This window comes from Algoriphagus sp. 4150, assembly GCF_031457395.1.
In the GTDB taxonomy this organism is placed as follows: Bacteria; Bacteroidota; Bacteroidia; order Cytophagales; family Cyclobacteriaceae; genus Algoriphagus.
The window spans coordinates 58731-79053 of the sequence record NZ_JAVDWS010000002.1; the positions used below are offsets into that span (position 1 = coordinate 58731).

Annotated in this window: 19 protein-coding genes; 8 read left to right on the top strand and 11 right to left on the bottom strand. The window is 43.3% G+C overall.

Features of this window, described 5'->3' with window-relative positions:
* Positions 1-29: 29 nt before the first annotated feature.
* Both J2X69_RS03570 and J2X69_RS03575 read left to right on the top strand, forming a co-directional pair.
* The gene (locus J2X69_RS03570; protein ID WP_310098614.1) at positions 30-497 is read left to right on the top strand and encodes an antitoxin Xre/MbcA/ParS toxin-binding domain-containing protein; all 468 of its coding nucleotides are present in this window, start codon (positions 30-32) and stop codon (positions 495-497) included.
* 3 nt (positions 498-500) lie between these two features.
* Positions 501-959, top strand: coding sequence for an RES family NAD+ phosphorylase (locus J2X69_RS03575; RefSeq protein WP_310098617.1), 459 nt, complete (start codon positions 501-503; stop codon positions 957-959).
* Between the two features lie 91 nt (positions 960-1050).
* Here J2X69_RS03575 and guaB read toward each other — a convergent pair whose 3' ends face one another.
* Both guaB and J2X69_RS03585 read right to left on the bottom strand, forming a co-directional pair.
* Positions 1051-2529, bottom strand: coding sequence for an IMP dehydrogenase (gene guaB / locus J2X69_RS03580; RefSeq protein ID WP_310098620.1), 1479 nt, complete (start codon positions 2527-2529; stop codon positions 1051-1053).
* A 346-nt stretch (positions 2530-2875) separates the two neighbouring features.
* The gene (locus tag J2X69_RS03585) at positions 2876-4063 is read right to left on the bottom strand and encodes a class I SAM-dependent methyltransferase (RefSeq protein WP_310098623.1); all 1188 of its coding nucleotides are present in this window, start codon (positions 4061-4063) and stop codon (positions 2876-2878) included.
* 164 nt (positions 4064-4227) lie between these two features.
* Here J2X69_RS03585 and prmC point away from each other — a divergent pair, with 164 nt between their 5' ends.
* Positions 4228-5061, top strand: coding sequence for a peptide chain release factor N(5)-glutamine methyltransferase (gene prmC / locus J2X69_RS03590; RefSeq protein WP_310098627.1), 834 nt, complete (start codon positions 4228-4230; stop codon positions 5059-5061).
* 67 nt (positions 5062-5128) lie between these two features.
* Entirely contained in the window at positions 5129-5413 is a 285-nt protein-coding gene (locus J2X69_RS03595; RefSeq protein WP_310098629.1) for a hypothetical protein, read from the top strand.
* Between the two features lie 336 nt (positions 5414-5749).
* Here the strand turns inward: J2X69_RS03595 and J2X69_RS03600 are convergent, their stop codons facing one another.
* Both J2X69_RS03600 and J2X69_RS03605 read right to left on the bottom strand, forming a co-directional pair.
* Positions 5750-6364 carry a thiamine pyrophosphokinase gene (locus J2X69_RS03600; RefSeq protein ID WP_310098631.1) on the bottom strand — a complete coding sequence of 205 codons (615 nt, stop codon included), beginning with the start codon at positions 6362-6364 and terminating at the stop codon, positions 5750-5752.
* Positions 6364-7353 carry a membrane dipeptidase gene (locus tag J2X69_RS03605; RefSeq protein WP_310098634.1) on the bottom strand — a complete coding sequence of 330 codons (990 nt, stop codon included), beginning with the start codon at positions 7351-7353 and terminating at the stop codon, positions 6364-6366. The genes J2X69_RS03600 and J2X69_RS03605 overlap by 1 nt, the downstream gene beginning before the upstream one ends.
* A 207-nt stretch (positions 7354-7560) precedes the next feature.
* Between J2X69_RS03605 and J2X69_RS03610 the strand changes: the two genes are divergently transcribed.
* The 3 genes from J2X69_RS03610 (at position 7561) to J2X69_RS03620 (ending at position 10899) form a co-directional block, all read left to right on the top strand.
* Positions 7561-8073: a 3-hydroxyanthranilate 3,4-dioxygenase gene (locus tag J2X69_RS03610; protein ID WP_310098637.1), complete on the top strand. Its 513-nt coding sequence runs from the start codon at positions 7561-7563 to the stop codon at positions 8071-8073.
* 170 nt (positions 8074-8243) lie between these two features.
* Positions 8244-9521: a kynureninase gene (gene kynU / locus J2X69_RS03615; RefSeq protein ID WP_310098641.1), complete on the top strand. Its 1278-nt coding sequence runs from the start codon at positions 8244-8246 to the stop codon at positions 9519-9521.
* 25 nt (positions 9522-9546) lie between these two features.
* Positions 9547-10899 carry an NAD(P)/FAD-dependent oxidoreductase gene (locus tag J2X69_RS03620; RefSeq protein ID WP_310098644.1) on the top strand — a complete coding sequence of 451 codons (1353 nt, stop codon included), beginning with the start codon at positions 9547-9549 and terminating at the stop codon, positions 10897-10899.
* Between the two features lie 285 nt (positions 10900-11184).
* Here the strand turns inward: J2X69_RS03620 and pheS are convergent, their stop codons facing one another.
* From pheS to ytxJ, 4 genes are all read right to left on the bottom strand, one after another.
* Positions 11185-12213 carry a phenylalanine--tRNA ligase subunit alpha gene (pheS, locus tag J2X69_RS03625; protein WP_310098647.1) on the bottom strand — a complete coding sequence of 343 codons (1029 nt, stop codon included), beginning with the start codon at positions 12211-12213 and terminating at the stop codon, positions 11185-11187.
* A gap of 195 nt (positions 12214-12408) precedes the next feature.
* Positions 12409-12666, bottom strand: a complete 258-nt coding sequence (locus J2X69_RS03630; RefSeq protein ID WP_310098650.1) for a hypothetical protein — start codon at positions 12664-12666, stop codon at positions 12409-12411.
* A gap of 125 nt (positions 12667-12791) precedes the next feature.
* Positions 12792-15650: a TonB-dependent receptor gene (locus J2X69_RS03635; RefSeq protein ID WP_310098651.1), complete on the bottom strand. Its 2859-nt coding sequence runs from the start codon at positions 15648-15650 to the stop codon at positions 12792-12794.
* A gap of 125 nt (positions 15651-15775) precedes the next feature.
* Positions 15776-16111 (bottom strand): bacillithiol system redox-active protein YtxJ, encoded by a 336-nt coding sequence (gene ytxJ / locus J2X69_RS03640; RefSeq protein WP_310098654.1) that lies wholly within the window; start codon positions 16109-16111, stop codon positions 15776-15778.
* A 71-nt stretch (positions 16112-16182) separates the two neighbouring features.
* Here ytxJ and J2X69_RS03645 point away from each other — a divergent pair, with 71 nt between their 5' ends.
* Positions 16183-17586 (top strand): DUF4403 family protein, encoded by a 1404-nt coding sequence (locus J2X69_RS03645; protein WP_310098656.1) that lies wholly within the window; start codon positions 16183-16185, stop codon positions 17584-17586.
* Positions 17587-17794: 208 nt separating this feature from the next.
* Here J2X69_RS03645 and J2X69_RS03650 read toward each other — a convergent pair whose 3' ends face one another.
* The 3 genes from J2X69_RS03650 to J2X69_RS03660 form a co-directional block, all read right to left on the bottom strand.
* Positions 17795-18283 (bottom strand): hypothetical protein, encoded by a 489-nt coding sequence (locus J2X69_RS03650; RefSeq protein ID WP_310098658.1) that lies wholly within the window; start codon positions 18281-18283, stop codon positions 17795-17797.
* A 12-nt stretch (positions 18284-18295) separates the two neighbouring features.
* The gene (locus J2X69_RS03655; RefSeq protein WP_310098660.1) at positions 18296-19540 is read right to left on the bottom strand and encodes a hypothetical protein; all 1245 of its coding nucleotides are present in this window, start codon (positions 19538-19540) and stop codon (positions 18296-18298) included.
* A gap of 129 nt (positions 19541-19669) precedes the next feature.
* Positions 19670-20308 carry a 3'-5' exonuclease gene (locus J2X69_RS03660; protein WP_310098662.1) on the bottom strand — a complete coding sequence of 213 codons (639 nt, stop codon included), beginning with the start codon at positions 20306-20308 and terminating at the stop codon, positions 19670-19672.
* Positions 20309-20323: the final 15 nt, after the last annotated feature.

Below are 20323 nucleotides of genomic sequence, written 5' to 3' on the forward strand. Positions count from 1 at the left end.
GTAAATTAGTGAGCGTTAAATGAATAGCCATGACACACACTTGGAAGATATCATTAGGAGAGAAGGAGTCTGAGATCATTCGTACAGGCAATGACTCCTATTATTTTTTCCAAGAAGCTATTTCTATGGTAAGTGAGCCATCGGAAGCTTATGGAGTGGCTGTCTCGTTTCACGATACAGGTGAGCTTTTCGATTTTTTGGATTTTACCCAGCAGGATGTTTCAGAGATGTTGGAAGTAGACCCCAGCACATTATCACGCTGGCGCAAGGAAGACAGAAAGCTTACAAAGATCCTTACAAAGAGTATTCTGGAGATAGATCAGGTTATTGCAAAAGGGATCCGGATTTTTGGTTCGGAGGAGTTGCTTTCACAATGGCTTCACACTGAGAATACGTCCTTGGACAATCAAAAGCCGGTTACTCTAATAAAGAATCCTTATGGCACTGATCGCGTGGATGAAGCGATGGAAGCTATGTCATGGGGTTCTATTCTGTAGGCTGTGAGGTATTTTAGGCTAATTGAGAATCTTGCGGGTAGGAGTTCCCTTGGCTATGGACTGGGTGCAGGTAGGTGGAATCAGTACGGAACTCCGATAATCTACGCATGCAGCATTTCCTCGCTAAATTTTCTGGAGCTTCTTAGTATAAAGGGGGCGGTAGTCACCAAAAGTAAGTGGAAACTGGTCTTGCTTGAAATTACCGGACAAATACCGGAATTAGACGCTACACTGTTGCCTTCTGATTGGAAAAACAGACCCCATCCAAGATCGACACAGGACTTTGGCACAGCATGGGCTAAAGGAATGATTTCGCCGGTTCTCAAAATACCATCTTGCCGGATTCCTCTACTAAGCTATCCAAGTGAACATAATTTGTTGATCAATCCACTACATCCTGATTTCCGAAATTCTGTAAAACCAATTGAAGAATGGGATGTGAGTTTTGAGGTGAATTCTTGAAATTAACTATTAAAAAATACTTCTTGGCTAACGCAAAAAGACCGAGAATTCTCTCGGCCTTTCCAATATTGCAAGATTCAAAATAAATTGATTATCCCTTCAAACTATAGTTTGGAGCTTCTCTGGTTACGCTTACATCGTGCGGATGAGATTCTTTCACACCTGCAGCAGTGATTTTTACAAATTTCCCATTGTTCTGAAGATCTTCGATAGTCTGAGTACCGCAGTATCCCATTCCTGCCTGAAGTCCACCGACTAGCTGATAGAGGACCTCCGATACCAAGCCTTTGAAAGGAACCCGGCCGACGATCCCTTCAGGAACCAGCTTTTTGATATTATCCTCCGCATCTTGGAAATACCGGTCTTTGGAACCGGATTCCATTGCCTCCAGTGAACCCATACCTCTATAGGATTTAAACTTTCTTCCTTCAAAAATAATCATCTCTCCGGGGGCTTCCTCAGTTCCTGCCAAAAGGGATCCTATCATAATAGAACTTCCGCCGGCAGCAATTGCTTTCACCAAGTCACCCGAATATCTAATTCCTCCATCTGCGATTACCGGTACATCTCTGCCTTTCAGTGCTTCGGCACATTCAAAAACAGCAGACAGCTGTGGTACTCCCACGCCGGCAATTATTCTTGTAGTACAAATAGAGCCTGGGCCTACACCTACTTTCACAGCATCTGCTCCTGCATCTGCCAATGCAATAGCTGCTTCGGGAGTAGCAATATTTCCCACGATCACTTCCAGATCCGGAAACGCATCTTTGATTTTTCTACAGGTCTCAATTACACCTTTAGAATGTCCGTGAGCAGTATCGATAGAAACCACATCGACACCTGCATTTTTCAATGCTTCTACCCGCTCCACTATATCAGCAGTCACCCCTACTGCCGCACCTACACGAAGTCTTCCGAATTCATCCTTACAGGCATTTGGTTTGTCACGTCTCTTTAAAATATCCTTGTATGTGATCAAGCCTGAAAGCCTGTACTCATCATCCACTATGGGAAGTTTTTCGATTTTATATTCCTGAAGAATTTCCTCTGCCTGTTCCAATGAAATTCCGGATTTGGCAGTGATAAGATTTTCGACGGTCATGATCTCACGAATAGGCCGATTCTGATCCTTGATGAAGCGGAGGTCACGATTGGTGATGATTCCTTTTAAGATCTTATTTTCATCCACCACAGGAATCCCACCAATATGGTATTCACGCATGATCTGCTCCGCATCGCGTACTTTCGCATCTATGTGAAGTGTGATGGGATCTAGGATCATTCCCGCCTGAGAGCGCTTTACTTTGCGTACTTGCGCTGCCTGCTGCTCTATAGACATGTTCTTATGAACAAATCCAAGACCACCTTCAAGCGCAATAGCAATAGCCAGTTCGGCTTCGGTGACGGTATCCATAGCAGCGGACACCAACGGAATGTTTAGCCTGATTTTTTTGGTGAGTTGGGTAGAGGTATTCGTGTCTCGTGGAAGGACTTCAGAATAACCTGGAACAAGAAGCACGTCGTCGTAGGTGAGTGCTTCGTAGAGGAACTTATCAGAATTTCTGTTCATGGCAAATATTGGTGTGGAGGTAACCCTATTTGCCCGTCAAAGTTACACACAAAATTCAATGCCAAACTAGTCCCCTCCAAAATAAATTTTGAAGGGGACATAAAATTTTATGATTATCCGCAATGATGCCAGTGATATTATTTTCTTCGCTTAGGTGGCTTGAAGACCCTCCACAGCGAGGCAGGGATGACCTTCCTTTGCCGGTAGGCAGTCCGAAGTGGCCTAAATGATAGAGTTTACCAAACCCTTTATTGTTTTTTACTTCAACTGACAGAAAACAGATATATCTACAGTAATTATATGAACTTCCTTTTCGGAAAGCATCTCATAAAATGCATCGAAAATCCTACTTCTTCTGAAGTCTGGCAATATAGAATCCGTCAAAGCCACTTTCCTGTGCCAGAACCTTTTGATCCTCGATTAATTCAAAATCCTTTCCGGCTTCACTTGCCAAGAATTTGGCGATTTGATCTTGGTTTTCAGAAGGTAAAATACTGCAAGTAGCATACACCATTTGCCCGCCGGGTTTTACCATAGATGGGTAGCTTTGGAGGATTTCCTGTTGTGTCTGCCGTACTTTCTCGATAGATTCTTCGCTTAATTTCCACTTCGTGTCCGGATTTCTACGAAGAACTCCCAGACCGGAACAAGGAACATCCAACAACAACCTGTCAGCAGTTTCTTTCATCCGTTTGATAGTCTTAGACCCTTCGATCACCTTGCGCTCAATAATAGAAACTCCATCTCTACGAGCTCTAAGCTTAGTTTGCTGCAGTTTCCATTCTTCTACATCCATGGAAAGTACTTTCCCTTTGTTTTGCATCAAGGCAGCGATGTGAAGTGACTTGCCTCCTGCTCCGGCACAGGCATCAATTACCCTCATCCCCGGCTCTACAGCAAGTGCTGCCGCTACGAGCTGGGAAGAAGCATCCTGAACTTCAAAAAGTCCTTCTTTAAAGGCTGCATTACGGAAGACATTTGTACGCTCATCCAAGATCAGCGCATCCGGATAGCCCTTTATTATATGGGTATGGATATTATCCTCCGCCAATCTGTTTTTGAGACGTTCGCGTGTAATTTTAAGCGTATTGACACGCAAAACTACCTGAGCTTCCTGATTCAAACTATGGATCTCTGCTTCCCATTTATCTCCCAACTCCTTTTTCCCAAGGTCAAATAGCCAATCGGGCACGGACTCCAGTTTGGCAGGATCTTCCAACTTTTCGTACTTCTCTTTTATCTTTTCAGGATTGATTTTGGCAAACTCCTCCCACGGTGGCAGGCTATGACCCTGCATCAGCCAGTAGGTTCCAAATAAATCATAGGGCTCCTTGCTTGGACTCAAATAGTTGATCAGTCTCCACCAACGAACCATTTCATAAGTAGTCTCAGCAATGAAAGAACGGTCACGGGAACCCCATTTTGGGTTGGATTTTAGTGTGCGCTCTATTACTTTATCAGCGTATTGACCTTCTTCAAAAATTGCGGCAAGTGCGGTATGAACTCCGCGGATGGTATTGTTGTGTAGCTTCATGGGAAATAAATTCTCCACAAAGGTAGTTTTTCTTTCTGAGTCTGTCAGAATGAGATTTTAAAAGGGCTGAAAAACTGCGATTTGAGAATCAAAGACACCTTTGAAAAATAGAAATTTTGGTTTTGATACCTTTGCATTTTAAATCTTCCAAAATCCACAGAACTATGTCAACTTTTCAAGAGCTATTGTCTTCTTGGGCTGAAAAACTTACCGATTATGACAAGCAAGAAGCTGAATCTATAGTAAGCTGGCTTTTTGAGCATCACCTGGGATGGAGAAAAAGTGATCTGTTAAATGATGCTGACGAAGCCTCCTTTCCGCCAAAAATCCTTGAAGACCTAGGACGCTTGAAGACAGGAGAACCTATTCAGTATATTATCGGGAAAGGACCATTCTATGGAAGAGACTTTTTCGTCAGCCCGGCTACGTTGATTCCCAGAAATGAAACCGAGGAATTGGTCCACCTGATCATCAAAGAAAATCCCAAAGCAGGCTTAAAGCTATTGGACATCGGCACCGGGACAGGATGTATTCCTATTTCTTTGGCACTGGAAATGAATGATCCTGAAGTGTACGCAGTGGATATTTCTGAAGAAGCATTAGCCATCGCCCGTAAAAATGGGGATGCACTGGGAGCTGAGGTGATCTTTTCCAAATGTGATATTCTGTCCGAGCTACCTGAAGTCGGAGAATTGGATATTTTGGTAAGCAATCCTCCATACATTCCTGAGCAGGAAAAAAGTGAAATGCATAAAAATGTGCTGGATTTTGAGCCGGGGCTAGCCTTGTTTGTGAGCGATGGCGATCCTTTGATTTTTTATCGAATCATTGCCGGGAAAGGAAAACAACTGCTGAAGCGGGGAGGGAAACTGTACTTTGAGATCAATGAGAAATACGGAAAAGAAGTTGTCGGACTAGTAGAGGACTTGGGCTTTTCGGAAGTGAAAGTGCTGAAGGATTTGAATGGTAAGGATAGAATTGTAGTCGCTAGACGTTAGATTTAAGTATCAAGTAATTAGATTGTCGAATGATAAAGGTGATCAAACAAAGAAATTGCATAAGCCTATGAGTCAGAAAAAATGCCCAAACTGCGGAAAATGGTCAATTTGGACTAATAATGTGGAGGATCGCTGTGAGCACTGCGGCGAGCTTCTGTCTCCCTCGGAACTAGAACGGAAGGAAAAACTCAAACAGGAACAAGACCGGCAAGAAAAGGACTGGATGTTTTATATAAATCCTGAGGACAGTGGAATCGTGAAGTTTTTCAAAAAATCCGGAAACCTATTCTATACTGTATTTATGGCCATCATGACTTTTATTATGTGGTTGATAGCTGCTTTGCCGGGATGATCAGTGTATTCAAAAATCCAGTTTTTATTTTCGCCTCTGTCGCTTTTTGGGTGAATCAATATCTAGAAAAATCGCTTGGGATATTTGTTCCTGTTTACCATGCCTATGGCGATGATTTGATGGCTATGCCTGTAGTTTTCGGGATTTGTTTGCAAGTAATGAGGTGGTGGCACCCCGCAGGTTCAGGACTTACATTCACAAGAACCCAAGTGCTGGTAGGGTTAATTTATTTTTCAGTCGTATTTGAAGCAGTCTTGCCACTAGTCTCATCAACTTATACTGCCGATATTCTGGATGTACTTTGTTATGCACTAGGTACTATGGTATTTTATAAGTTTATGAATAAACCTGTTCTCCAATCCAAAAAGCACCCGGCGCTTTAATCTCTGTGATGCCATCCGGTACTTCCAGCATTGTCGCATAGGTAATGGGCAAAATCAACTCCCCATTTTCATTTTGGATTTGGACAGGCATCCCTTCCTCTCCATGGATATGGATGGTGCTTTCAGCAAACCACTTTTTGAATTCCCCCGATGTTACAGGATAATACTTCCAGTCACCATCCAAAATGGTAAGATTCAGCAGATCAAGTTTTTCCCGAAGATCAAGTGCTTTCAGATGAGCTAATCCCACCAAATGCACTGCACTGTGATCGCTGGAGATAAGGTAATCCAGCCCCGTTTGCAAATAATCATCGGCTGAAGCACTGATAAACCTCACCGGATATTGCTCTTCCAGTAGGTGTTGGTTTTCTGATTGAAAAGACTCTGAAGCTAGAATAACATCAATCTTTATTCCCCAACTCAATACTAGTTCAAGCGCCTTTTCACTGACTAAAACTGTCGGAACCCATTCTAAAAGGGGAGAGACTTGATCAAATCTTACCTGATCTACTTCTAAGATAAGTACTGCCGGCTCCTGCTGTTCTTTTACAAAGTGATGAGATGACATTAGTTTTGGATTTTGCGATAGAACTCAAGCGAATTTCTATAGGATAGATTTATCAACTGATCTTCACTTAATTTGTCTTCAAGGCTTTCGATCAATGAGGGGTATTTTCCCGCATTCTCTACTAAGGGAAAATAAAATGGATGACGGGACGCATCTTCGAAGTCCTTGGTGTAAAAATAGTCAGCACCAAAGCAGATAGACTCTGCTCCCCCGATCTGAAAACCATGGAAAATATGATCAAATAATCGCTCGGGCACTTCAGGGTCTAGAAAAGCTCTAAGGAAATTCACCCCAATAATCCCACCACGGTGTATAATTTCTTTGGCAAATTCATCTGTGAGATTGCGGGGATGAGTATAAATCTCCCGAAAATTTGAATGGCTTGCAATCACCGGTATTTTAAGATTCTGTCTATCAATATGGTCGAGAATCCCTTCGGCAAGCAAATCTGAGGTATGTGAAAAGTCTATCGGTATGTTTTTGCCTGAGATGTAATCAAGCAACTTTTTGCCATCATCCTTCAACCCTATTCCCTCAGTATAATTTCCTCCACCAAAACGGTTTTCGGTATGGTGTGTCAAACCTATGTAGGCTAGTTTATTCACTTTTGCCAGAATTCCATCAAACTGGCTATAGATCTCTTCCCAACTTGCTTCCTCATTTCCCAATCCGGCGGCATTTTCTATAGCAGCCATAACTCCTATTCGGTTCTGCTTCTCCCAATTCAGCAGAAAATCCGCATCGGTAAATGCAATATCGCTATCATGCTTGGCCAATAAGTCAGAGAAAATCTGTGCTTGTCTCATGGCCATGTCCATACTCTCCGACTTTACATCGGTATAAATAGCCAAAATCTGCATGCGTACATTTCCGGCTTGCAGCCAGGGAATTGCACAGGCGATTTCACCTTTTTCATATGGGGTTGCCCCCGGGATTCTTGCCAGATAGGACAATAAATCACAGTGCATATCGATTATAGGAAATTTCATGTGTTTATAATTTGTTTTTCAATGGCCACATGGAATCTCGCACGGTGAATAATCATCCCAGTGTCGCTTCCGGTGTGCTCGATTTCATCGTTTTATTGGGGTTAGGACAAAGTAAGCCAAAAAAACGTACGTTTTTTAATACTTTTAGGGAGGATTACAGTAAGTAGTTTCAGGATAGATTTCAATTTCACCAGAACAACAAGCGATATGGCCTTAGCCCAACCCTTCAACTTCAAAAAATGGATAGACGAAAATAGACCTCTACTGAAGCCCCCCATTGGTAATCAGCAGGTGTACAAGGGAAATGACGATTTTATCGTGATGGTAGTCGGCGGCCCGAATTCCCGAAAAGACTATCACTATAACGAAGGGGAGGAATTTTTCTATCAGGTGGAAGGAGATATCACGCTGAAGGTAATAGAAGATGGCAAGCCAAAGGATATTCCTATCCGGGAGGGGGAAATATTTCTTCTACCGGCTAAAATGCCCCATTCTCCACGCCGCCCTGCCAACACAATCGGGCTGGTGATCGAACGGTACAGAAGGGACGGGGAGGTTGATGGATTTATTTGGCATTGTGAAAATTGCGGGGAGAAACTCTACGAAGAATATGCTGAAGTGACTGATATCGTAAATCAACTGCCTCCTATTATGGCCAGATTTTGGGGTAATCCTCAGCATACTGTCTGCAAGAATTGCGGAACGGTGATGGAGAAATAGAGATGTGAGATGCTCCGGATTATTCTTAACAATGAAAGGACATTTTTTCTTTGAGTGAAAGAAGGATGCCGGCTGACCGAAGTCCGATGTACCCCAAACGCAGGTTTAATCAAACTCTAGGATGGTTTTGTCCATTGTCCACAGGAAATAAATAACCCAAATAGTTCAAAATGAAGTATCAGTATACAGCCCAATTCGCCCAAGGTATGGATGAGAAGGATTCTCTTTCCCGCTTTCGGGACCGTTTCCTTTTCCCAAAAGTGAACGGAAGAGAAGCAATTTATCTCTGCGGAAATTCTTTGGGATTACAGCCTAAGTCCGCAAAAGATTACATCGCAAAGGAATTGTCAAATTGGGCGGAAATGGGGGTAGATGGACATTTTCATGGAGAAGACGCCTGGTTTTTTGCAAAGCAAAAGTCAAAACCTGCACTTGCCGAAATCCTCGGAGCCCAAGAGCATGAGGTGGTGGCGATGAACAACTTGTCTGTAAATCTACATCTCCTGATGGTTTCATTTTACCGACCTACCAAGGATAGATATAAAATAATCGTGGAAGGCGGGGCATTTCCCTCAGACCAATACATGCTGGAAACTCAGGTAAAGTTTCATGGCTTGGATCCCGAGGAAGTTATTGTGGAACTTAAGCCAAGAGCAGGTGAGCACACCCTTCGTACGGAAGACATTTTAGCTGAAATACATAGTCTGGGAGATTCACTTGCCTTGGTCAATATGGCCGGTCTGCAATATTACACAGGGCAGGTTTTCGATATGAAAGCCATTACAGCTGCAGCCCATAAAGTAGGAGCTTATGCCGGGTTTGATTTGGCACACGCGGCCGGCAATGTTCTCCTGAGCTTGCATGATTGGGATGTGGATTTTGCGACGTGGTGCAGTTATAAATATATGAATTCAGGCCCCGGAAATGTGTCAGGAGTGTTTGTCCATGAGCGCTTTGCTGAGCGGGCTGATATGAATCGTTTTGCGGGCTGGTGGGGGCATGATCAGGAGCAGCGCTTTAAAATGGAGAAGGGATTTGTCCCTATGCATGGTGCGGATGGCTGGCAGCTTTCCAATTCTGATATTCTCGGACTGGCAGTTCATCAGGCTTCTTTGGATATTTTCCAAGAGGCCGGAATGGAAAATTTGAGGTATAAATCTGAGCGGTTGACAGCATATTTAGCCTATTTAATAGAAGAAATCAGCGGAAAATCAGGGGTTTTGGAAATTATTACTCCTAAAAATCCTGTGGAAAGAGGTTGTCAGTTATCTTTGCACATTCATCGTGGAGGCAAAGCTGTATTCGATGAATGGTATAAACAGGGAGTAGTGGGAGATTGGCGCAATCCGAATGTGATCCGTCTTGCACCCACGCCGCTCTATAACAGCTTCCTAGACGTGTTCCGATTTGCACAGATTTTGGAACAATCTCTGAAGAAATTCGCTTAAAGGAAGCGTGGATAAAACAATCCAAATGAAAAAGAATCAAGTTACCGTATTGGGAGCCGGACTTATTGGTTCCCTAATGGCTATATATCTAAAGCGCCAGGGCTTAGAAGTGGAAGTCTATGACAAAAGACCCGACAAGCGCAAATCAAATTTTGATGAAGGCAAAAGGTCCATCAATATGGCACTTAGCCATCGCGGATGGAAGAGTCTGGAGGAAGTAGGGCTAAAGGAAAAGGTAATGCCTTTGGCCATCCCGATGTATGGCCGTAAGATTCATGATGAGCATGGCGGTACTACGTTTATTTCCTACGGAAAAGAAAATCAGGCTATATATTCCCTTTCGAGAGGCAAATTCAATCAACTGCTTGTAGAAGAAGGAGAGCGATTGGGCGTTCGATTCAATTTCGAACACAAATGCACTGATGTGGATTTCCGCAATCAGGAGATTGATTTCAAGACCCCGGAAGGTGAAAAGAAAGTTCTTGCTCCGGTTCTTTTTGGATCAGATGGAGCATATTCATCGCTTAGGCTGGCCATGCAAAAGCAAATCCGCTTCAATTACAAGCAGGAATACATCACACACGAGTATAAGGAACTGACAATTCCCGCCACTGCCGACGGCGAATTTGCTATGGATCCGAATGCATTGCATATCTGGCCAAGAGGCAAGTTTATGCTTATCGCACTTCCCAATCCTGATAAAACCTTTACCTGCACCCTGTTTTTACCGCATAGCGGTTCCAAAGTATGTTTTGACAAAATCAATGATGAGAAAGATCTTGAGATCTTGTTCTCCAACTACTTTGATGATGCCTTTCAATTAATGCCCGATCTCAATACTGAGTATTTTGCCAATCCCACATCAGCTTTGATCAATGTGGAGTGTTTTCCCTGGGTACAAGGCACTAGCTTACTGATGGGGGATGCGAGCCATGCAATGGTTCCCTTCTATGGTCAGGGTATGAACTGTGGTTTTGAAGATTGCTCGATTCTCAATAGTTTAATCGATAAATACGGGACTAATTCCTGGGATTTGGTTTTTGAGAAGTTTCAGAAAAAGCGCAAAATAGATACCGATGCCATCTGCCAATTGGCCATGGAGAATTTTGAAGAAATGAAAGAGTCTGTGGCGGATCCGAAGTTTATCCTTCGCAAGAAAATTGAAGCTAAACTCTACGAATTGTACCCCAACGATTGGATTCCACTGTATTCCATGGTGACTTTTACGGATATGAGGTATTCGGAAGCTTATGCGCAGGGCAAATTGCAGGAAGCAATAATGGATCGTGTAATGGCTGATCCGCTGATCACAGAGAATTGGAATAAACTCGACTACGGGGACATTATCTATAAAATGGAAACGGCAAAAGCCGTGTAGCTTTCTTAACCGCGAGGACGCTAAGGTTTCGCATAGAAGGCACCTTTTAAGCTGACCTCCATTGGGTACACTTACCGCTATTCGTGCCTTATGAGCGAACAACTATACAGTGCTATTAAATCCAACTAGTCCATCTGAATCTTTGAGCTCATGAATGGATGAGAATATTCAGCTTCTGTAGAAGCAGGAGAACACTAATTTGTGACCTCAGCGTAATCCTCCGCGTTCTCGGTGGTTAAAAAAGAATTAATAAAAAAGGCGCTGATTACTCAACGCCTTCATTTTTTATAAGAGAGGCCTAAACTGCCTCAGAAACCTCACATCATTCTCAGTGAATAGACGAAGGTCCTTGATCTGGTATTTCAGCATCGCGATACGCTCGATTCCCATACCGAAGGCAAAGCCCGTGTACTTTTTAGAATCTATCCCACAGTTTTCCAACACGTTGGGATCTACCATTCCAGAACCGCCAATCTCTACCCAACCGCTGCCTTTGCAGACATTGCATCCCTTGCCTCCACAGATCAGACAAGATATATCGATCTCTGCACTTGGCTCGGTAAACGGAAAATATGACGGTCTGAACCGAACTTTGGTCTCCTTGCCAAACATCTCTTTGGCAAAGTGATAAAGTGTGTTTTTCAAATCAGCAAAGCCTACATTTTCATCCACATACAGTCCCTCCACTTGATGAAAAATACAGTGTGCACGGGCCGAAATTGCTTCATTTCTATAGACTCTCCCCGGAGATAGGGTACGAATCGGAGGTTTCTGATTTTCCATTACCCGCACCTGCACAGAAGAAGTATGCGTCCGCAAGGCTATATCAGGATTTTTCTCAATAAAAAAGGTATCCTGCATCTCACGGGCAGGATGATTTTCAGGGAAATTCAGTGCGGTGAAGTTATGCCAGTCGTCTTCAATCTCAGGTCCTTCAGAAAGATTGAACCCGATCCGCTCGAAGATTTCAATGATGCGCTGCCGGGTAGCCGTCAACGGATGAATTCCTCCCAAGTTTTGATTGGAAGGAGGAAGTGTCAAATCAATATCAGCGGATTTAGACTTTTTGTTTGTCTGATTAACCTTTTCGATCAGCTCCTGAAATTTCGTCTCTGCGAGTTGTTTTACTCCATTTACCAACTGCCCATAGGATTTTTTCTCCTCATTGGGGATTTTTCCCATTCCTGCAAAGAGTTCTCCCACCACAGATTTTTTGGAGATATACTCCATTCTGTAGGCTTCTAACTCCTCCGGACTGTTGGCGTCTGCTGCTGCAATAGCGGCTTTAATAGCTTCGATTTTCTCCTGGTACATCACTTACTGGTTAATCAAGCCACAAAGCTAATGCTTTTGATGTTTTTTGGGTATAAAAGACCGGGTGAATGCATAAACTACTTCGTGTAAAGCAGGCTTTTGATGGAGTCGGCTTTTCTGGTTTAACCACAAAGCCCACAAAGGAAGCGCAAAGATCACTAGTACTTTATTTGTCGCTTGAGAATTTTTGCCCTGTTATCTTAAAAGCTCCTCTGGGATCGGAAATACTGCGATCCCGGGGTCTTCATCTGTGGTGAGTCCGTAGATTTCACTTGTTTGTTCGTTAACTAAAATTTGGATGATGGATCGATCCAGCTTTAAGTTATAAAGTGGCTTCCCTTTGTGGTCAAAAACCCAAATCTGCTCAGCCATGATTCCCGTTTCATTGAAATCCAACTGGCCATGTCCCGCGTATAGTGCAAAAAGTAATAGGACTAGAATGTATCTGTTCATATCCAACAGTCAAAGTGTATATCAATATTAAACTACTAATTTAAAAAAGCCGACTGAATTACTCCAGTCGGCCCACCACTTCTATAAGCTTCATAAATCTTAAATCAAAAATAGTAATTCACCCCTCACCAAGTTCTTCCTCCCCTAGGCGGTCCACCACGCTGCCAAGGTTGTTCCGATTGCTCAGGCTGTTTGAAATTCCCGATGATATAGGTAAAAGTAAGTAAGCCGTATCGGGTCAGTACATTGGTGTATACATCGGAAACGGACACATCTGAGATGGTACGGGAGATGCTGGTGTTTTGATTGAGTAGATCGAAGATGACTACTTTGAGTTCGGCCTTGTTGTTTTTTGCAAATCTGTAGCCTGCTTCTATATTCCATAACCACACAGACTGGTCAAACCCTTCCGAAAGTCCACGGTACAGGCTGTTGTTGACCGTGTTTCCCATGAAAAGCTTCCCTCCATTGGGGGAATAATACAAGCGCAGATTGGATTCTTGGATATAATAGTTGTTGTCTAGATTCTCCTGCAGACTGGAATTTACTATCGTGTATGTCCCCGTGGTGCTTAGTGTGAAATCAAAATCCTTGCTGATGTTGGAAGTAAATGTAATCCCTTGCCCCAAATCAATATTTTCATTGACGTTTTTCTCCCCGTTGATCAGGCCTGGGGTTCTATTAAATCCAACTCGTGTGTTTAAGTTAATATTCGTTTTGATTCCCTTGAGAGGGGCCCCATAGTTCATAAACATGCGACTGTTAAAATTCCCATCCAAATTGACCGGCTGGGAGATCTGTCCTCCCGGGCGTAAGAGGATTTCTCCATTGATCAATGAATCCTGCGCTACTATGTAAGTGCTGCTGCCTATGTAATTCTTGGTGGTGGAAATATTGGCAAAAACGAAGAAAGTGCGATTTTTCTCCATATTGAATTTGCCGATATTGGCGAATATGCTGTTTTGAAAACTCTGGGCCAGATTGGGGTTACCTACACTTAGACTAAGTGGATTCTGATTATTCACCACATTTTGCAACTGTCTCACCGAAGGTTCATCCGTACCTGTTCTATACCTTAATCGGAAATTCAGCCCGCTTTCTCTATTTCTATAGCTGACATTCGCACTGGGTAAGATATTGTTAAAATCACGTTTGAAAACACCTTCCACCGGGAAGAAAGCCTCGTTATCCAATTTGGCATACTGGTAATCTAAATTAGCATTCAAATTCCAGCCATTGTTCGTGTAGGCATAGCCCGTTCTCAACCGCTGTGTGATAAATTTATTATTAAACTCATTGCTCAGTGCAGTATCCAAAACAGCGATATTCTCATCATTCAACACTCTGGTCTTTTGATCCGAATCCGTTTTGTTATTGCTGATTTGATAGCCGATAGTTGCAATGGATTTTTCGCTTAGGGGCTCTGTCAAGGTTGCATTCACTCTATAATTGAAGCCTTTAGAAAGTAACTCTGTGTCCTGCAACGTAGTATCCAGTAGGTTTCTCACATAGTCTCTACTAGCTCCGGAAAGCTCAGAATCTTCGTCATTGGTACTCCAGGAAGTATTGATATCCGCTGAAAGCGTCCTCCCTTTCTTATCAAATTTATACCGGTATGTCAGATTGTTCCCAATACTATAGGAATTCGTCTCTGCATTGGTAATCGTCCGAAGTGCGGAAAGGGAGTCCGTGTCGTTTGCCAAAGTCAAAGCATCCCTATCGTTGAAATTAGTGCTTGTCCGGAAAGAAATAGTTGGTGTAAGAATCAATGAATTCTTGTCATTCAGATCTGCTTCGATACGGGCATCAGCTCTGTGATTGGAATTTTGCACTGAATTGATCAAGTTCTCTTGGTAATTCTGCGTTGTACTTTCGTTTATTACCGTCTGACGGTTGGTGATCTGTCTTAAAGTGTTTTGTGTATTATTGAAGAAATAACTTCCGGTAAAATTGACTTTTGAACCCCATTTGTCACTGTAGTTAAGCCCCATTGCATTGGTAGTAATGGTACCAATATCATTTCCTCCGTAAAAATTACTATTACCTCCCCCAAAACCACCGCGTCTGCCACCACCGCCTCCGCCGGAAGCATTGGCATTCACACCGGCGAGATCATCGCTGGAGAAATTCTGCTGGTTAATATTATTGAAGAGCCCCAGTATAGAAACTCTTCTATCCCCGGCAAAAAGGTTTACACTTCCACCGGCATTGTACCTCTCGTCTGTACCATAACCGCCGTATACTCTACCAAATTGACCATTTTTTCGATCCTCTCTCAGAATAATATTAATAGTCTTGGTATAGGTTCCATCATCAAAGCCCGTCAATCGGCTTTGATCAGTCCTCTGATCCAATATTTCTATTCTATCAATTGCGTCCGCAGGGAGATTCCTCAATGCAATGTTTGGGTCAGAGCCAAAAAACTCCCGGCCATCTACCAGAATCTTTTGTACAGCCTCGCCCTGAGCCTGAACTTGTCCGTTTTGGATAGTTACCCCGGGCAGCTTCCCCACAAGGTCTTCGGCCATTCCATTTTCCCGGGTTTTGAATGCGCTTGCATTGAAGGAGGTGGTATCTCCTCTCATTTCGCCTAAGGGACTTTGTCCTTGTATCACCACCTCTCCGAGCACCTGAGCATCTTCCAGAAGTGTCAGTACGCCAAGCTCAACAGGTTCTCTTCCCGTATGTGTCTTGGTTATCGTTTCGTAGCCTATAAACTTGATTTCGATTTTTACAGAAGGTATATCGGGTCTTGCAATCTCAAACTGTCCTTTCGCATCCGTCACAGTACCGGCTAAAAGTGAATCGGCCACGGTTTTGATCAGCACATTTGCTCCTGCCATCGGTGTCTTCGCCACTCCATCCATGACGGTACCTGTGAATTTTCTTTCGGCACGATCTTGCCCCGTAGGCCGTTGTCCAAAAGCTGATGTACCAATTAATAGGCTAAAAATCAGAATAATAAAAGCGTAGTTTTTCTTCATGCGGATGCTAATTTCTACTTCTTTGACCTAATAGTAATGTCAAAGGTTTATTCAGCATTTTAAGAAAAACAAGAATGGATATTGAGGAGGATAAATGGTATAAAAACCGTTTAAATTCCGAAAAACTAAATTTTCCCCATCAGATCTTCGTAGGAAATCCCATAGTGGCTATTATCATAAATCACTAGCCCGTCTTTTATCAGCAATACTTGAGGGGATTCATGGGGAACTCCGAATTTTTTAGCGACTAGATCCGATAAATCCCGGTGTGCTATCAAATCCAAAAAATATGGAGTCACCTTTTCAGTATCTGCATCCTTCCATTTCCTAAGCAAGCGGTCCAAAGACATATTGCTGATCGAACAGCGGGTGCTATGCTTGAAAATCAAGAAGGGTTTTTCTTTGCTAAGTGTCTTGATTTCCTCTATTTGATGAGCATCAGTGAGTTTATTCCAATTCATTTCGGTGATTTTTTATTTTTGGGGCAATAGTTGTAGAAGAAAGACCAGCCATTGAAAATTAAACTTCATTTATGAAAATACAGTTCCGCCGCCGATTTATAAACTTTCAGACACCTATCGTGCTAATAGGTCTTGTATTATTTTCCTGCAAAAGTATAAACCCTGCCGTCAATCCAAGTCCCAGCACTCCGCCACCCCCTGCTACTGCAGGGATGAACGTACCATTAAAAATCCCAAAAGAAACCTTGGGTAAACTATTGAACAGTCAGATTCCCTCCCTGCTGCTTCAGGAAAAAGGACTGGATATGGGAAGTGGGGTTACAGGTGATTTGCAGTTGAGAAGAAATGGTACTATCACCTGGACAGCACTGGATAGTCAGCGAATCCAATTGACTGTTCCCATTAATGTAGTCGGAGAAGTAGGCCTCAAGCCAAAAGGGCTGGGAAATTTATTTCAGTCTAAGCTGCCGCTGAATGAGAATTTCTCCCCGGTATTTGTGATAGATCCAACAATCAATCCTGATTGGAGCTTAGGGTCACAAAGTTTCGAACTGGTGGATTTGGGTGGAAATCTAGCTGTTGAGATTTTGGGAATGCAGGTGGATTTGAGTGGCTTGTTAAGCAAAGAGATACGGAAGTGGGGAAATGAACACCTAACAGGCGGAAAAAAAATAGCCAGTTTAAAAACCATAGTAGATCTTGCCTGGGCTCAAGTGGGCAAGCCTTTTTCTATTGAGTGGCTTGGCGGAAATACTGCTTTTTCCATCCAACCTCAACAAATAAACCTCAACGAATATTTTGACGCTGATCAGAATTACAATCTCTGGCTAGGAATGGATGGGAAGGTGAACTCCCATCCTGCCAATGCTGCACCTTCACGGGCATTTCCATTGACTGGGCTCAGCCAGAATGAAAATCCGGCTAACAAAGTAGAGATGCTCATTCCACTCACGATAAGCTACGTCAAGCTTGACGAGCTTCTACGACAGAATTTGGACGGGAAGGCATTCCGCGTGGATAAGAAAACCACGATGATCCCGTCTAATATCAAAACTCAGGCTTTTGGAGATTTACTGGCTATTGCCATGAACTTCACTGCTGAACAGACAGATGGGAAAACCTTGAGCGGAACATTGTTTGTGGTCGGAATGCCGGAATATGATGCAAGTTCCCAAAGCTTGTATTTTAAGGATATTAATTTCAAAATGGAAAGCGGGAGCTTTGGAGCACAAACGGGGGTGGGCCTGAAAAAGCGCAAAATTATACGTAGAATAGAAAGTAGAGCTATTTTCCCAATAGCTGATGTCTTAGAAGAAAGCTTGGGAAGCATTTCAGATAGACTGGGATTAAGTACACCGATCATGGATTTGAACGTTGCTGACCTCACGATAGAGCCCTCAGGGTTTTATCCTATGACAAAAGAATTGGTAATCCATATGAAAGCCCGTGGAAAAGTCGACGTAAAATGGAAATAAAAAAGGCCGCATATTTCAGCGGCCTCCAAGACTTATTCCTTTGGAAATTATTTTATACATATATCCGCTTTGCTACCACTAAAGAGGCTAAAGCATCCTAAGATTTGGTAAACTCTATCATTTCAGGTGAATTCTGTCTTCGATCTCCCGTCTTCCTGCCAAATAAGCCAAGGCACTAAGGAGCCTGACATCATCGCGGATAATCATATTATTTTATCCTTTTCATCACATTCAGCGCTTCTGTTTTGATTCCTTCATCCAAGAACGACTTCGAAATCTTATCAATTTTTGTTCTGAAGGTTTTTTCCATTTTCATCGCAGATGCTGATCTCAAGGCATATTTCACTACCGAGGGATCAGTATCATCAAATGACTTGCTCAGGATTGATTCAGCTGCTTTAGCGCCTCTCTTTTGCGCACCAAAAGCTGCGGCTATCCTTACCGGAGCACTGCCTTTTTCAGCAGCCATTTGAAGAATAGCATTTCCCGCTTCATCATCAATATACCCTACCAGATATGCTGCTTTGATGGATAGGTTCTCATCAGATCCCTGCACCAGTTCTGCAAGAAATGGGAGAGCAGCTTTTCCGAATTTCTTTGCTCCTGCCGGGTAGTCCAACTCATCTTGTCTGAGAAAAGCAAGGAGTTCTTGCGCATCATAATCCTGCGCGGCGGTATTACTGTTTGACTTTGCCATGATTTTTTCAGTTTAGAGTGGAATGGTTAGATTAGAGTTACGCATTTTGGTAGACTCACTGGAAATAAGGTCCGGTGGAGGATTTGTGATGTTGAATGTGCCGTTGCCAGTCATGAGACGATTGTTGTCATTCACGTGATGAATGCCCAATACGTGTCCGAATTCATGGCCCAAAGTCCATCGGCTGGCCGAACGGACCACCACACAGCCTGGCCTTCCCGACGGATGGGCCGCACAGCCATTATATCCAGGCACAGTACTTCTTACGTAATATACAACTACGTCATTCGTACCTACAAAATTCCTATTGCCAAATAAACTCACTTGCTCAGCAGAAACTGACCCCATAGTACATCCTCCTACATCCACATCCCTAAGTGTCGGTAAGTTAAGGTTTTCGGTGGACGCACAGTCTACTCTCACACCCGCAACGGCATATACTTCCTGCATCGCGGCAAATTGCTCATTGATGGTGAAGGAAGTAGGTGTTTCCAAAATCTTCACATGCACCCTAATGCGTTCCCTCAGCACCCGCACACCTGCTGTAGGTGACCAGTAGATACTTCCCCGCTGGAAATGGGAAATCCGTGCCGCTCCTCCAAACACCACCAGCTCATCCGATGTAGGATATCCCAAAACACTCTTTTCCCAGCCCATAGAAGCCCAATGTGAACGGATAGCTCCATGAACTTCATGTGCACCTGTACTCGGTGTCCAGTAGATGCTACCTCCTTGGAAATGATTATAGCGACCTACTCCGTCCGGGCAAGTGTTTTCATTGGTAAGGGGATACCGAAGAAAACTTTTCTCCCAACCCAAGCTGGAATACTTTGCCCTTATTGCTCCGTGTACTTCCCAAGCTCCCGAAGACGGGCTCCAATAAATGCTGCCTCCCTGAAAGTGATTGTAGCGCCCAATACCATCCGGACATTTGGATTCGTCTGTGAGTGGGTAGCCCAGCAAGCTTCTTTCCCAGCCCATGGATTGCCACCTTGCCCGAATAAGGCCATGAACTTCATGCGCACCTATCGAGGGATGGTAATAGATAGAACCATTCACGTAGTGTTGATACCGGCCTATTCCATCCGGACAGGTGTTGATCGGTGTGGTATTGGTACCGAGCCAACCGCTAGCTCCTCCCAGCGCCCAATATTTTTGCGTAATCGGGTGGGCGGGGAAAACATTGAGCTCTTTCAGCAATTCCAAATTCATCTCCTTCTTTAGAACGAGTTTTGGGTCAATCGTTAGTTTTGCCATCGAATTAAAAGTTTAATGTGAGAATAAAAATATCACTCAAATTTACCTTTAACTCTCTGTAAAAAAGGTTATTACGATTTTTACTTTGGCAAAATTCAATTATTGCTAAAAATAATCCGGCAGGAACTATTAGCGAAGGAGTTGGCCATAACTCTTTATGCCTTTTGCCTCAGCAATTTTTACTAATTTCAGAAAAAGTAAAGCGGTAAGGTGTGCATCTCCTGCCGCCGTATGACGATCGTCGAGTGGGATATTAAAACGCTCACACAAAGCATCCAAGCTGTAGTTTTTCACCTGAATATGGCTAAGATTAGTCTGTGGTCCATGGTCTAGACGGATAGCAAAATTCATGGTGTCGATAATTGGGTTTTGGAATTGGGTCAACCCATAGTCTTTTGCGATTTGAAAAAGCATGTCCAAATCAAAACCGAGGTGGTGCCCAACCAGAATTGCGTTGGAAATGTATTCCAGCACCTGTTTTATAAACAGAGTCTTGGTAAGCTGATTCTGTCTCTCTACGAGACCATGGATCAAAGGCGATTGTTTGAGGCTTTGGTTGGACTCCGGATACCATTCTACTGCAGAACTGACTAGAATTCTCTCATTGGAAATCTTCACTGCACCAAAGGACACTATTGAATCATTATTCGTGTCAAGCCCGGTGGTTTCTGTGTCCAGCACTACAAAATCAAGCTGATTTAGAGCACGAATAGGAGGGATATTCAATTCGTTTTTTGCCAGATATCCTTTCACAAAATCTGGAAGCACTCTTTTTGATTTTGA

Bases quoted from the DNA above. Each gene is read 5' to 3' on its own strand.
- J2X69_RS03655 (WP_310098660.1), bottom strand. From the start codon at position 19,540: ATGGCAAAACTAACGATTGACCCAAAACTCGTTCTAAAGAAGGAGATG.
- J2X69_RS03620 (WP_310098644.1), top strand. From the start codon at position 9,547: ATGAAAAAGAATCAAGTTACCGTATTGGGAGCCGGACTTATTGGTTCC.
- J2X69_RS03585 (WP_310098623.1), bottom strand. From the start codon at position 4,063: ATGAAGCTACACAACAATACCATCCGCGGAGTTCATACCGCACTTGCC.
- kynU (WP_310098641.1), top strand. From the start codon at position 8,244: ATGAAGTATCAGTATACAGCCCAATTCGCCCAAGGTATGGATGAGAAG.
- guaB (WP_310098620.1), bottom strand. From the start codon at position 2,529: ATGAACAGAAATTCTGATAAGTTCCTCTACGAAGCACTCACCTACGAC.
- J2X69_RS03645 (WP_310098656.1), top strand. From the start codon at position 16,183: ATGAAAATACAGTTCCGCCGCCGATTTATAAACTTTCAGACACCTATC.
- J2X69_RS03610 (WP_310098637.1), top strand. From the start codon at position 7,561: ATGGCCTTAGCCCAACCCTTCAACTTCAAAAAATGGATAGACGAAAAT.
- J2X69_RS03595 (WP_310098629.1), top strand. From the start codon at position 5,129: ATGAGTCAGAAAAAATGCCCAAACTGCGGAAAATGGTCAATTTGGACT.
- J2X69_RS03650 (WP_310098658.1), bottom strand. From the start codon at position 18,283: ATGGCAAAGTCAAACAGTAATACCGCCGCGCAGGATTATGATGCGCAA.
- J2X69_RS03630 (WP_310098650.1), bottom strand. From the start codon at position 12,666: ATGAACAGATACATTCTAGTCCTATTACTTTTTGCACTATACGCGGGA.
- J2X69_RS03570 (WP_310098614.1), top strand. From the start codon at position 30: ATGACACACACTTGGAAGATATCATTAGGAGAGAAGGAGTCTGAGATC.
- J2X69_RS03635 (WP_310098651.1), bottom strand. From the start codon at position 15,650: ATGAAGAAAAACTACGCTTTTATTATTCTGATTTTTAGCCTATTAATT.
- prmC (WP_310098627.1), top strand. From the start codon at position 4,228: ATGTCAACTTTTCAAGAGCTATTGTCTTCTTGGGCTGAAAAACTTACC.
- ytxJ (WP_310098654.1), bottom strand. From the start codon at position 16,111: ATGAATTGGAATAAACTCACTGATGCTCATCAAATAGAGGAAATCAAG.
- pheS (WP_310098647.1), bottom strand. From the start codon at position 12,213: ATGTACCAGGAGAAAATCGAAGCTATTAAAGCCGCTATTGCAGCAGCA.
- J2X69_RS03600 (WP_310098631.1), bottom strand. From the start codon at position 6,364: ATGTCATCTCATCACTTTGTAAAAGAACAGCAGGAGCCGGCAGTACTT.
- J2X69_RS03605 (WP_310098634.1), bottom strand. From the start codon at position 7,353: ATGAAATTTCCTATAATCGATATGCACTGTGATTTATTGTCCTATCTG.